Origin of the sequence: Acrocarpospora catenulata (genome assembly GCF_018476525.1) — a bacterium.
Lineage (GTDB): Bacteria > Actinomycetota > Actinomycetes > Streptosporangiales > Streptosporangiaceae > Acrocarpospora > Acrocarpospora catenulata.
The window spans coordinates 1-12907 of sequence record NZ_JAHCST010000083.1 but is presented as its reverse complement, the minus strand read 5'-3'; the positions used below and the strand labels follow the sequence as shown (position 1 = coordinate 12907).

Sequence of the window (12907 nt, the reverse complement as noted above, 5' to 3'; positions counted from 1 at the left end):
AAAGGCTGGCGATGAGCTTCAACCCCGAGCCGAGCGAGCACAACCGCGAGGTCCGCGACTGGGTCCACGAGTTCGCCCGGGACGTGGTCCGCCCCGCCGGCGCCGAGTGGGACGAGCGCGAGGAGACCCCGTGGCCGGTGCTCCAGGAGGCCGCCAAGATCGGTCTCTACTCGCTCGACTTCTTCGCCACCCAGTGGTTCGAGGAATCCGGCCTCGGGCTGCCCATCGCCTTCGAGGAACTCTTCTGGGGCGATGCCGGGATCGGCCTGTCCATCGCCGGGACCGGCCTGGCCGCCGCCGCGCTCTCCGCCGGAGGCACCCCGGAACAGGTGGGGGAGTGGCTGCCCGAGATGTTCGGCACGCCGTCCGACGTCAAGGTCGGCGCCTTCTGCGCCTCCGAGCCGGAGGCGGGCTCCGACATCGGCGCCATCCGGACCAAGGCCGTCCAGGAGCCGGGCGGCGACTGGCGGCTCAACGGCGTGAAAACCTGGGCCACCAACGGCGGCATCGCCGGCGTGCACCTGGTCGTGGCCTCCGTCGACCCGTCACTCGGCAGCCGCGGCCAGGCCACCTTCATCGTCCCGCCCGGCACCCCCGGGCTCTCCCAGGGCCAGAAGTTCCGCAAACACGGCATCCGCGCCTCCCACACCGCCGAGGTCGTCCTCGACGACGTACGGCTGCCCGCCGCCTGCCTGCTCGGCGGCCCCGAGAAACTGGAAGCCCGCCTGGACCGCGCCCGCTCCGGCCGGCGCACCGGCGAACAGGGCGCCCTGCGCACCTTCGAGACCACCCGCCCCATCGTCGCCTCGATGGCCGTCGGCATCGCCCGCGCCGCCTACGAGTACGCCCTCGACTACGCCCAGACCCGCACCCAGTTCGGCCGCAAGATCGCCGAAAACCAGGCGATCGCCTTCCTCCTGGCCGACATGGTCACCCGGGTGGACATCGCCCGCCTCCTCACCTGGCGCGCCGCCTGGATGGCCCGCAACGCCCGCCCCTTCGACACCGCCCAAGGCTCGATGAGCAAACTCACCGCCAGCGAAACCGCCGTCTGGGTCACCGAACAGGCCATCCAAATCCTCGGCGGCGCCGGCTACACCCGCGACCACCCCGTGGAACGCTTCCACCGCGACGCCAAAATCTTCACCATCTTCGAGGGCACCTCAGAGATCCAACGCTTGATCATCAGTCGCGCCATCACCGGCCTGCCAGTACGGTGACCTTTCTTGATACGCAGGTCAGCCCATATGGCCGAGATTGACGCCCGGAGGGTCACGCCGGTCGGCGTGTGAGGCCGAGGTGGTCGAGGTGGTAGGAGATCGCGGTTGTCGCGTTCTCGGCGGTGCGTTGGCCGAGCAGGACGGCGGTGCCGAGTCCTGCGGAGAGGGCGAGCAGGATGGCGGCCTCGGTGTGGGCGTCGCGGTGTGGGGGCAGGGTTCCGTCGCGCTGGGCGTGGCGGAGCTGGTCGGCGAGGAAGTGCTCCATGGTGTCGGGGGCGCGCAGGAAGGGCTGGGCGGCCAGTGCGGGGTCGGTGGCCGCGTGGACCGCGTAGGCGGTGTACACGAGGTGGAAGGTGCGGCTGTCCTGGTCGGTCGGGAGCGACTCGGTCAGCACGGCCTCGATGATCGTCCGGGGGTCGTCGGGGGCGTCGGTGTCGCGTACCCGGGTCTGGATCCGTTCGCGTTGGCGCCCGGCTAGGTGGTCGAGCGCGGCGAGCAGGAGTTTCTCCTTGGTTTCGAAGTAGTACTGCACCAGGCGCAGGGAGATGTTCGCCTCGGCCGCGACCGACCGCATGGTGACCGCGTGCAGGCCCTGGCTGCCGGCGACGCGGAGCAGCGCCTCCAGGATCTGGGTGTGCCGTGTATCGCGGTCGGCCAGTTTGGGCATCGCCTGTCCTCTGTGATCCCGGAAAAGTTTGGTACACGTGTATTATCGCTTTGATACGTCGGTATCAAAGATTTGGGAGGCGACGTGACCAGAACCAAGGTGGGGCGGTTCACCGGCGAGGAGGCGAAGCAAGAGTTTCTGCGGGCGTACGAGCAGGCCATGGAGCTGTGGCCCCGGCCGCGTTGGGAAACCGATGTCGAAACCAGCTTCGGCACCGTCCACGTGCACCGCTACGGAACCGGCGACGGCGATCCCGTCGTGTTGCTGCACGGCGCCGGCGCCAACGCCGCCACCTGGTACCCGCAGGTCGCCGCGCTGGGCGAGCGGCACCCGCTGATCGCGGTCGACACCATCGACGACCCCGGGCGGAGCGTGCAGCACACGGTGGTGGCCGACTCGGCCGACAACGCCCGGTGGGTGAACGAGGTGCTGGCCGGGCTCGACCTGCGCCGCGTTCACCTGGTCGGACTCTCCTACGGCGGCTGGCTGGCCCTCAACCAGGCCATCCACGGCCCCGAACGGCTCGCCTCCGTCATCCTGCTGGACCCGGGCGGCGTGAGCAGGGTGCCCGCGAAGTTCTTCCTCAACATGATCGCCGGAGCTCTGGCGATGCTTGCCCCGCGCCGGTTCCGTCCGCGGCTCGGACGGCTGCTGGCCAACGCCGCGCTCCTGTCACCCCCCGAGCTGATGAAGCCGATCATGATGGGGTATCGCACGTTCGGACCCACCCGCCCGCCGGCCCGGCCGTTCACCGACGAGGAACTGCGCGCGGTGTCCGTCCCCACATTCGCGCTGCTGGCCGGGCGCAGCGCACTGCTGGACGTCCCCGCCGCCCGGCGCAGGATCCAGGACCTCATCCCCGGCGCACAGGTCGACATCCTGCCCAAAGCCGGGCACGGACTCCCGTTAGAGGTCCCCGACCTGGTAAACCAGCACATCCTCCGCTTCATCGACGCCCAGACCCCGGACGCCCAGACCCCGGCGAACGAGCAACACCAGGTTGATCTCTGAGAGCTGCCTCGTTCCTGAGGCCGCGTCTGGGGGCGGGGTGGTTCCCGGAGCGTGACTTGACCGGTCCCCGGAGGGTATGGCCGGTCGGCGGCTTGGCGCGATGATTATGGTGTTCGTTGTCATCGCGCTCGTGGTGCGCCGCCGCCGGCCGTACCCGGGGCCGGGCTCAGCAGACCAGGGAGACCATGACCTGGACGGTGTCCTGACGGCTGTTGCCCGCACCGTCGGTGCCGATCAGCGTCAGGTCGTGGATGGCGTCGCCGCACCCGCCGAGCAGGCGGACCTGCGGGTTGGGACCGGTCCCGATCACTGTGCCGTTGTCCTTCCAGACGAGGGTGACGGCGCCGCCCTCCGGGTCGGTCGCGGTGGCGTTCAGGGTGATCTCGTGGAAGTACTGCCCGTTGGAGTTGCCGTTCACCCAGAGCTTGGCGCCGTTGGCCGGATTGGTGATCCGGACCTGGGGCGGCTGGTTGGCCGAGTCCGGGATGATCGAGACGGTGACCGTGTCGGAGCCGCACAGCCCGAACGTGTCGCACCCGCGTACCGTGACGGTGTGCTGGCCGGGGGTGGTGGCGAGCGGGACCACCGGGTTGTGGCCGGTGGCGAAGCTGTTCTGGCTGCCGTCGAGGTACCAGCGGACCGCGTTCTCCGGGAGTTGGCCGATGTCGTCCAGGCTGGTCGCGTGGAACGGGATCGGCTCGGTCCTGCCGAAGACGCCGCCGAGCGGTCCGGTGATCTTCATCGCGGGGGTCAGGTTCTGCACGGTCACGTTGATCTGGTCGGTGGCGACCTGCCCGCCGGGGAAGACGGCGGTGGCCCTGACCTGGAAGGTGCCCGGCGGCGGCGTCGCGGTGATCGACGTGCCCTGGCCGAGCACGGTGGTCCCGTTAAGGGTCCACGTCACCGTGGGGGTGCCGAGGCCGTCGTCGAAAACGTTGGCCTTGAACTGGGTGGGGGTCAGCGCCGAGATGGTCTGCCCGTCGTGCGGAGTGGTGATCCGCACAAGCGGGGGCAGCGCGTCGCGGACCGCGCTCAGCGCGTTGATGACGCGCCTGCCCACGGTGGCATCGCTGCTGGACCCGAGGTGGTTCATCACCAAAGAGTCCACCCGGTCCGCGCTCATGGTCGGGTCGGCGGCCCAGACGAGCGCCGCGACCCCCGCGGCGAACGGTGAGCTGAAACTGGTCCCATTGATCTTCCTGACCGTGCTCTGGTCGGGGAAGCCGGGGTCGGCGCCGTGCAGGAGCTGGTAGGGGGCGAAGATGTCGACGTCTTCGTCGCCGTGGTTGGAATTCGGGTGCCGGTTTCGGCTCTGGATGTCCAGTCCGCCCACGCAGCGTACGCCGCCGAACTCGCAGGGCGTGTGCCAGGCACTCTCCCAGCAGCCGATGAAGCACGTCACGGCGTCCACGTCCTCGCCGTCGTTCATCGCGCTGGCGTAGATCAGGACGCCGGACTCCCTGGCGTGCCGGAAATGGCTGTTGAGCACCAGTAGCGTCCACGCCATCGACCAGTGCACGGACATGCCCATGCTGAAGTTGATGATCTTGCTGCCCATCCACTTGGCGTTGTGCAGGCCGACCATCATGCCCTCCGTTGTGTAGGGGATGTAGACCAGGTTCAGGTGGGCGACCGGCCCCGCCGGCCCCGCCCCGCCGATGAAGTTGTCCGGCACGCCGGCGGCGGCGGTCGCCGCCTGGGTGCCGTGCCAGCGAGCTCCCGGGATCCCCGGAGTCCCGGGGTCGGTCGACGCCACCACGCTCACCATGTCCGGGTTGGCCGGCAGGTCGCCGTTGACCGCCGGGGCGAAGCCCTGGTCGACGATGCCCAGCTCCACGGTGTTGTCCAGCCGCCCGATCGAGTCGAGCACCGTCCACGCCTCGGCCACCCCGATCGCCTGCGCTCCGACGGAGGAGAGGTACGACCACTGGTAGGCGTCCCGGGTGTAGAGCGAGCTGCCGACGGTGAATCCGGGCACCCCGTGGCCGGCCTCGGTGGTCTTGCGGTCGGCGAAGTCCGTGGGCGCGTACACCCAGTTGACGCCGACCTCCAGCTTCTCGGTGGCCTCCGCGGCGGCCGCCGCCAGCAACCGGAGACCCTGCTCGCCGGAGACGGCGAGCGCGGTCGCCTTCCGCTGGTCGCCGTTGAGCGCGGCCAGGTGGTCGCCCAGCTTCTCCGGCTCCGCCCGCTCCGTGGTGATCCGAACCAGGTACGTCGGGGTGGGCCCCCCGTCGATCCGGTTCAGCACCTTGCCGTCCCAACGGGCGACGAACTTGTCGAGTTCGGCCTCGTCGTCGGTGGACAGCAGCAACTCGTCGGCGACGAACTCCGACCGCCGTCCCTCCTGGTCCACCAGCGCGGCGACCGGCCGCGTGGTGCCCTGCTCGCCGGGGAGCGGATCCCCGACCTTGATCTTGTCGGGGTCCGCGTAGACGGTGATCGGCCCCGCGCACCCCTTCTCGTCGGGCAGCACGGCCAGCACCCGTCCACGCAGCCGGGCCGCCTGCCGGGCGGCGTCGGTATAACTCACCTGGTCGGCGAAGGACTGTAGCGCCGTGGCCGCTTCGCACTCCTCCTCCTGTTCCACCGCCTTCACCGCCGTCTCCAGGTAGCCGTCGAGCTCCGCGCCGAAGTCCCTGGACGTCCGCAGCGCCTCGATGTCCCTGCTGATGGCCGGATCAGGCGCCGTCGCACCCGCCGACACGCCCGGCACGACGAGCATGCTGCCCATCAGTACCAGGCCTATCACTGTACGTAACACGATTTTCCTCCGTGATCGACTCACACCATCAGGGCGTGACGTCCAGTGACGTCCCGGGACATCCAGTTCCATCCCGTTCCATGCCGGGACATGGTTGACGGCAGCCGGGTCATGGAGAACAGCCGCTGCTGGGTCCCTCGCTTGGGATTGGTGCGGAGCGCGGCGTGAGCGTGGCCGGCCGGTGTTCGCCCGCGGTCAATGCTTCTGATGGAGGCGCGTCCATACGCGCAGGCAGAGCAGCGGGAGCGCGGCCAGCAGGACGACGGCCGGGCCGCCGTAGTCGTAGGCGGGGTCCAGGGAGGCAGGCGCGGTCAGTGAGCCGTGCAGCCAGGTCACACCGAAGGCGAGCCAGGCGAGGTCCAAGACGAAGTACGGGATCGATCCCGTGTTCACGGGAAGGTTCACGCGCGGGGTGCCCAGACTGAGGATGTACGTGACGCGGAGGACCCTCCGGACCAGTAACGCCATGAGCGCCAGGCCGCCGCAGAGGAAAAGGAGCGGGACAAGGCCGAACTCGCCGCGGATGATGGGGGCTGTCCCCGCCGCGAGAAAGAACGTGGCGAACATCTGAAACGTCAGGTCGATCAGCGACCCGGTCAGGTTGCCGAAGAACTCTTCCACCCTTGTCACCCGTACACGGTTCAGTTTCGATTCTCCTGTAGCCGCTAACACGGCACGTCGCCGAGCCCGATCCACCTTGGCACGGCCAGCGTTCGAGCAATACCGGCGGTTCCAGTTTGGTGGTCGTCGAGTATCAGGCGGGAGTGGCTTGCCCGCTCTTCGCTGCGGCGGCCCCGCGGCCTGCTGGGCGAACGGGGCCGCGGGGCCGAGCGGCTGCGGACAGGTTGGTGTTCGCTACTCCTGGATGACGTTGTCGCGTGGGCCGCCGTAGATGGGGTTCTTGTCGTAGCGCTTGTCGGTGACGAGCAGGCGGATCTCCCCTGGCTTGCGGATGGACTCCTCGGCCTCCCAGACGATCCAGTCGTCGCCGACGGGAGTGGTCTGTGTGCCGAGTTCGATGTAGCCGCCCGGGTTTCCCGGTGGGATCTCCAAGATGACGTAGGTAATCTTCAATCCACGTTGCCTGAGTTCGGGGAGGACCTCGCCGACGGTCTTCTCATCCACCCGAAGACCAGCGAGCGAGCGGCCCTTCGTGGTGGCCAGCTGGTAGTCGGACTCGTACACCTTCGGCTGGTGGCTGTCGTCGGGTACGAGGACGCATGGCGCGACCGGGTCGTTCATGAGGATGGTGCTGGTGCCCTCCTCTCCGATCGTCCAGACGAAGGTCTGGCCGGGCTCGAAGAGCTTGGTGTCGATCCGCATCTGCCAGCCGCCGGCGGACTCTTCGCCGGGAATGTTCTCCGGCACGGAGTACAGCCCGGCGGGGATGTCCTGGACGTAGGTCCCGCGCGGTTCCCGGCACCACATGCCCGGAGGGGCGTAATCGACGATGGCGGGGACGTCGAGCTCCTTCAACTGTTTCGACAGTCCTGCGGCGTCACGGAAATCCCGGACCTTGACGTACACGACGCCGTCGGAATTCTTGGTGACCGCGTAGGAAGGCGACACGCCGTTCTGTAGCAGGCTCGGGACCATCACGATGCCCGCGGCGAGCAGTCCCGCGCCCGCCAACCCGAGGACCAGCCGCCGGGGACGGTGTCTGCGGGGGCGAGCCACGGACGGGCCAGGCTCCTCAGCGGTGATCGAGGCCAGCAGGGTCCGCGCCCCCGCGTCGGAAGGGCGGCCTCCCGGCCGGCCCGGCTCCACCCGCGCCAACCTGCGCGTGATCGCGTCGATGTCGTCGATGTTCTTCACAGTTGCCTCTCCGCCGGGACCAACCGGCTTTCTGACGTGAAGCGGACGTCCGCCTCGGCGAGCGCGCGAGCAAAGCGCCTGCGGGCGCGGTGGAGTCTGATGCGTACGGCGTTGCGCGACAGACCGAGCACGGTGGCGACCTCCTGCCGGTCCAGGCCTTCCCAGGCGACCAGCGACAACAGCTCGCGATCGTCGTCCGACAAGGTCTGGAAGATCTGCGCGATCGCCTTCAGCTCAACCCCGCTGTCGGGTGAGGCTCCATACAGGTCGGCCATCTCGGCGTCGAGCTGCACACTGCGAGCCTGGCGGCGAAACTCGCCTCGATGGTGGTTGGCCAGCACCTTGCGTGCCACGCCGTACAGCCACAGCGTGGCTTCCTCCCCGTCCGGCAGCTCGCCTATCCGCCGCCAGGTGATGGCGAAGGTCTCCGCCACCACGTCCGCCGCGTCCTGCGGCGACGCGCAGCGGCGTGCCGCGTACGCCGTGATCTGGCCATATGTTTCCCGATAGACGACCTCGAATCTGGCCTGCGCGTTATCCACGGGCCATTCCCGTGCCCGATCTCCTCGGCATCCCCATGCTCGTCTCCTGGATAGTGCGACCTACGGACACCTGTGCCTATGTAAGGAGTCGAGCGATCATTTCTCGCCAGAGCAGAGAAATTTTGAGCATGCCGAATACCGATCCGGGCGTTCTGGGCGAGCACGCGGCCTCGCTTAGCCGCGCCGGAGCCGGAACTGTCGTTCCATGTGCGTCTTCCGAGGCCCCTGCTCCGTAAGCTCTGCCCGCTTCTGGATCGCGCCTTTGCCCGGGGGCATGCCGCCTACCTACCGGGCCCGCCAGCCGAACACCCGGACAGTGGCGGCAGCCTCCAAGATCGCGACGAGCTGGGCGCGGCTGTCGCCGTACTTGCTCGATTCTCGCGAAGGGTTGCCCGATTCTGCCTTCTTGGGGACGACGGGCAAACATGACTGCTGTGTCCGTTGTGTGTGGAGTTATGCTCCCGACAACCACGCGATCAGTCGTTTGCCTCGTCGTGAAGCCGAATTGGCTGTGGGAACCTCGGCGCGGCCAGTACGCGTCGGGTGGAACGGAACCGACGGCCGTGAGGTGCCCATGGCAAGCGTTGAACTCTTCGGACGCCGTGCCGACCTGGAACGGCTCGACGGCTTTCTCGACGACGTCCGGGGGCGTGGCGCGGCGTGGCTGATGTGGGGTGAGCCCGGTGTGGGCAAGTCCGCTCTCATGGCCGCCGCGGCGGAGCGTGCGACCGCCGCGGACCTGCGGGTGTTGCGGGCGTCCGGCTCGGAGTTCGAAGCCGACGTCAGTTACTCCTGCCTCAATCAGCTTCTCCTGCCGGTCCACGCGCAGATCGAACACCTCCCGCCAGGACTGGGGGCGGCGCTGTCGGTGGCGCTCGGGTTCGGCGTCGGCGCTCCGACAGACGCGCTGCTGGTCTGCAACGCGGCGCTCCTGCTCGTCAAAGAGGTCACCGCCGACGTGCCGCTCGTCCTCCTGGTGGACGACGTGCAGTGGATCGACCGGGCCAGCGCCGTCGTGCTGGGTTTCCTCGCCCGCCGCCTGGCAGGGGAACGGGCGGGCATGCTGGTCTCGGCCAGAACGGGGACGGCGAGCTTGCTGGACCCGCGGGGACTGACCGAGATGATCGTGCAGCCGTTGGGCGACGAGGCGGCCAGGCAGTTGGTCGAGGCCAGCTTTCCCGAGATGCCGACCCGGGTCCGGCAGCGGCTGCTCGACCTCGCCCAAGGCAATCCGCTGGCGTTGACGGAGCTGCCGTCCACCTTGCTGGGCGCGCTACGGCAGCCGGTGGCGCAACCCGAGGTGGTTCCGCTCAGCGACCGGCTCCAGGCGATGTTCGCCTCCCGGATCGCCGAGTTGCCGGAGCCGACCCGCAGGCTGCTGTTGCTGGCCACGTTCGAGGGCAGCGGTGACGTCCGGGTGCTCAGGGACGCCGCGGGGGACACGCTCGGTCTGGCGGACCTGGCCCCGGCCGAGCGCGCGCAACTGGTGCGCGTGGACGACGCCACGGCCCAGATCGCCTTCCGGCATCCGCTGATCCGGTCGGCGATCGTGGCCATGTCCACCCACGAGGAGCGCCGCAACGCGCACCTGGCCCTCGCCGGAGTGTTGGAAGGCAACCGGGAGCGTCGCGCGTGGCATCTCGCGGCGGCCGCCGTCGCTCCGGACGAGATGGTCGCGCAGTTGCTCGAAGAGTCGGCACATCGGGTGATGCTCCGTGGGGACGCCTTCTCCGCGATCACTGTTCTGATCCGCGCCGCCGAGCTGAGCGAGACGAGCGCGAGCCGGGGCCGACGGCTGGCCAAGGCGGCCTACATCGGCGCGGAGGCGAGCGGCGCGATCGACGACGCCAGGTCGCTGCTGATGGACGCCCGCCGGGCGGACCCGGACTCCGCGGGCTCCCTCCTGGCCGCCAACGCGGCCGCCTTCCTGATGCTCAACGGGGACGGTGACGTGAACACCGCGCACCGCCTCCTGGTGGGGGCCATCGAGACCGGCGACCACGGCTACCGCGCCGACAACCCCGCGTTGATCGAGGCCATGCACACCTTGCTGTTGTTGTGCTGGTACGGCAGCGACCCGTCGTACTGGGAGGCGTTCGACCGGGCGCTGCGCAGGCTGGAGCCGCGGCCGCCCGACGTCCTCGCGCTGGCGGGCAGGACGTTCGCCGATCCGGTACGCACCGCGGCTTCGGCGCTGCCGACGATCGATGCGATCTTGCGCACGCTGCCGGAGGAGGAGGATCCCACGCGGATCATGCGGATCGGCACGGCGTCGGTCTATCTGGACCGTCTGGGCGACTGCCGTGAGTCCTGCTGGCGGCTGGTCCAGCAAGGACGCGATGGCGGGGCGCCGCGCCGGCACATCGGCGCCCTGATGCACCTGTGCCTGGACGACTATCTCGTCGGCCGGTGGGACGAGGCCGAGGAACTCGCCATCGAGGGGCACCGGGTCTGTGACACCAGCGGGTTCTCGTTCTTCGCCTGGTACTTCCTGTACAACAAGGCGCTCATCGCCGCCGGCCGGGGCCGGTTCGACGAGGCGTACGCGCTGGCCGACGAGATGACCCACTGGGCGCTGCCGCGCAGGGTGTCGGCCGCGGCGCTGTTCGCGCACCATCCACGGGCCCTGGCCGCACTGGGCGAGGGTGACTTCGAGGCCGCCCTGCGGCACGCCGCCGCGATGAGTCCGCCCGGTGTCCTGGCCTCGCACGTCCCGCACTGCACCTGGGTCATGTTCGACCTGGTCGAGGCGGCGGTGCGGGTCGGGCACACGGTTGAGGCCAGGGCGCACGTCGAGGCGATGCGGGAGGCCGGTGTGGGCGGGCTGTCGGCCAGGATGGCGTTGATCCAGGCGGGCGCGCAGGCGCTCGTCTTCGACGACGACGAGACGTCGGCGAGGCTAGAGGAACTGCTGGCCGCCCCCGCGACGGAACGGTGGTTGTTCGACGCCTCGCGGGTCAGGCTCGCGTTCGGCGAGAGGCTCCGCCGCGGCCGGTCGGCGTCCGAGGCACGCCGCCACCTGCTCGCGGCCCACGACGGATTCGCCGCCATGGCCGCGCGGCCCTGGCTGGAACGCACCCAGGGCGAGCTGCGCGCGAGCGGCTACCGGCAGGCCGACCTGCCGTCGGGCGGTCCTGCCGCCTTGACGGCGCAGGAGTTCCAGATCGCGCAACTCGCGGCGGGCGGCCTGTCCAACAAGCAGATCGCCGAGCGCCTGTACCTGTCGCACCGCACGGTCGGCGCGCACCTCTACCGAATCTTCCCCAAGCTCGGCATCACCTCGCGCGCGGGACTCAGGGACGCGCTCACGGCGTATTCCGGCGATCCGCGGCCGCCTGCGCGCTGAGCTCGTCGGCCTGGGCCTCCTTGTCCTCGAGCAACCGTTCAAGAAGGCGCCGCGTGGTCGGGTCGGTGTCGGCGATCCATCGCACGGCCTCCTGCATGGTCTGCACGAGGATTCGCACGGCGATGAGCTCCTGGGTGACGATGCCCGCCAGGTCGTCGTCGGAGAAGGTCTGGAAGGTGACGTACGAGCGGGCGACCAGATGGCGCGGGTCGTGGTCGGCGGCGAAGCCGAGCTGCCGCACGCGTGCCGCGAGCAGCCGGGCGCCGCGGCGGTCGGCATCGGAGCAGTCGTAGAGGTACGTCGCGACCGCTCGATGCGAGGGCGCCCTGACGAGCAGCGCGTGCTGCTCGTACTGCAACGAGGACACGATCAGGCTCGCCAGCAGCGCGTTGAGCAGGCGCGCGACGGACGTCAGCTCCGCCCGGTTCGACGGCGTCACCGGCCCGTCCTCCATGTCGAAGAGGGCGCGGTCGCGGATCTCACGCCGGCCGAGCGGCGTTGCGGGCCGATCCGCCCCAGGGAGCCTCGTCACGCACCCGATGCTCGCGCACCGGCCGAGGCGAGGCATCTGTCGAAATACCTAATCGGTGGGGGCGTCCGGCCCGTGCCGCCAGGGGAGTCGAATTGCTGATGTGACTCTGCCGGGCGAAGCCGACAGTTGACCTGCGAACGCTTCACGAGTGAGGAGGTCATCCCATGGCCGTAGGTCACGGTTATTCACGCCACGATGACGGCGTTGCCCGGCAAGGAACTCTGCCCCGACCTGGTTTGGACCCCGACCGTGCTGTCAACGGCGCTGGAAGGACATCCGGCGACCGCTCGGTGTTCCTGCGCGAGTTCCTGCGCGCCCCCTTCACGGTCGGCGCCGTCGCACCGAGCGGGGGGCCACTGGCGGACCTGGTCACCACGGCCGTGCCGCGGGAAGGCAGCCCGCTGGTCGTCGAGCTCGGCCCCGGTACGGGCGCGTTCACGGAGATCATCCAGCGGCGGCTGGCAGGCCGCGGCCACCACCTGGCGATCGAGGTCAACGAACGGTTCGCCGAGCGTCTCGCCGCCCGCTACCCGCAGGTGGAGGTCGCGGTGGCCGACGCCCGGGCGCTGTCCGAGACGCTGGCGGAACGCGGTCACCACCAGGCCGATGTGATCGTGAGCGGGCTGCCCTGGGCGGCGTTCACCGCCGAGCGGCAGGGCGATCTCCTGGCCGCCATCACCGGCGCCCTCGCCCCGCACGGCGCGTTCACCACGTTCGCCTACACCCACACGCGGTGGGCCGGGCCCGCCCGCCGGTTGCGGCGGTCGCTGAACCTGCGCTTCGAGGAGGTCGTGGTCAGCCGGACGCTGTGGGCCAACCTGCCACCGGCGTTCGTCTACTTCTGCCGGCGGCCACGTGTCCCGGCGCGGCCGTACGCGGTGGCCTCCTAGCCTGGATCTTTCGTGATCTTCCCGTGGTCGGTTGAATGGTCCGGCTGAGCGTTGATTGCGTGATCGGGTCAGTGTTGTGGCCCGGCTGTCGTGCCGGGTTGACGGGGATCCACGGGCCCGCGG

General features: G+C 69.6%; 10 protein-coding genes. 4 read left to right on the top strand and 6 right to left on the bottom strand.

The features are described from left to right. Nucleotides 1–11: 11 nt before the first annotated feature. Entirely contained in the window at nt 12–1220 is a 1209-nt protein-coding gene (locus tag KIP79_RS42355) for an acyl-CoA dehydrogenase family protein (protein WP_214110700.1), read from the top strand. A 52-nt stretch (nt 1221–1272) separates the two neighbouring features. On the opposite strand, the gene KIP79_RS42350 is transcribed toward KIP79_RS42355, so the two are convergent. Further along, complete coding sequence (locus KIP79_RS42350; protein WP_214110699.1) at nt 1273–1887, bottom strand: TetR/AcrR family transcriptional regulator; 615 nt, start codon at nt 1885–1887, stop codon at nt 1273–1275. Nucleotides 1888–1971: 84 nt separating this feature from the next. Here KIP79_RS42350 and KIP79_RS42345 point away from each other — a divergent pair, with 84 nt between their 5' ends. Next, entirely contained in the window at nt 1972–2898 is a 927-nt protein-coding gene (locus KIP79_RS42345; protein ID WP_214110698.1) for an alpha/beta fold hydrolase, read from the top strand. Nucleotides 2899–3064: 166 nt separating this feature from the next. On the opposite strand, the gene KIP79_RS42340 is transcribed toward KIP79_RS42345, so the two are convergent. The 4 genes from KIP79_RS42340 to KIP79_RS42325 form a co-directional block, all read right to left on the bottom strand. Further along, nucleotides 3065–5659, bottom strand: a complete 2595-nt coding sequence (locus tag KIP79_RS42340) for a S8 family serine peptidase (protein ID WP_214110697.1) — start codon at nt 5657–5659, stop codon at nt 3065–3067. A 195-nt stretch (nt 5660–5854) separates the two neighbouring features. Further along, nucleotides 5855–6289 (bottom strand): hypothetical protein, encoded by a 435-nt coding sequence (locus tag KIP79_RS42335; RefSeq protein WP_214110696.1) that lies wholly within the window; start codon nt 6287–6289, stop codon nt 5855–5857. Between the two features lie 225 nt (nt 6290–6514). After that, nucleotides 6515–7474 carry a hypothetical protein gene (locus tag KIP79_RS42330; RefSeq protein WP_214110695.1) on the bottom strand — a complete coding sequence of 320 codons (960 nt, stop codon included), beginning with the start codon at nt 7472–7474 and terminating at the stop codon, nt 6515–6517. After that, the gene (locus KIP79_RS42325) at nt 7471–8016 is read right to left on the bottom strand and encodes an RNA polymerase sigma factor (protein WP_214110694.1); all 546 of its coding nucleotides are present in this window, start codon (nt 8014–8016) and stop codon (nt 7471–7473) included. Before KIP79_RS42325 ends, KIP79_RS42330 begins: the two co-directional genes overlap by 4 nt. Nucleotides 8017–8590: 574 nt before the next feature. Between KIP79_RS42325 and KIP79_RS42320 the strand changes: the two genes are divergently transcribed. Next, nucleotides 8591–11362: an AAA family ATPase gene (locus KIP79_RS42320; RefSeq protein WP_214110693.1), complete on the top strand. Its 2772-nt coding sequence runs from the start codon at nt 8591–8593 to the stop codon at nt 11360–11362. Here the strand turns inward: KIP79_RS42320 and KIP79_RS42315 are convergent. Next, a complete protein-coding gene (locus KIP79_RS42315; protein ID WP_214110692.1) occupies nt 11322–11894 on the bottom strand; it encodes a ferritin-like domain-containing protein in 573 nt (190 codons plus the stop codon). The genes KIP79_RS42320 and KIP79_RS42315 overlap by 41 nt on opposite strands. Before the next feature lie 290 nt (nt 11895–12184). On the opposite strand from KIP79_RS42315, the gene KIP79_RS42310 reads away from it, so the two are divergent. After that, nucleotides 12185–12784 (top strand): class I SAM-dependent methyltransferase, encoded by a 600-nt coding sequence (locus tag KIP79_RS42310; RefSeq protein ID WP_308170199.1) that lies wholly within the window; start codon nt 12185–12187, stop codon nt 12782–12784. Nucleotides 12785–12907: the final 123 nt, after the last annotated feature.

Bases quoted from the DNA above. Each gene is read 5' to 3' on its own strand.
- KIP79_RS42355 (WP_214110700.1), top strand. From the start codon at position 12: ATGAGCTTCAACCCCGAGCCGAGCGAGCACAACCGCGAGGTCCGCGAC.
- KIP79_RS42350 (WP_214110699.1), bottom strand. From the start codon at position 1,887: ATGCCCAAACTGGCCGACCGCGATACACGGCACACCCAGATCCTGGAG.
- KIP79_RS42320 (WP_214110693.1), top strand. From the start codon at position 8,591: ATGGCAAGCGTTGAACTCTTCGGACGCCGTGCCGACCTGGAACGGCTC.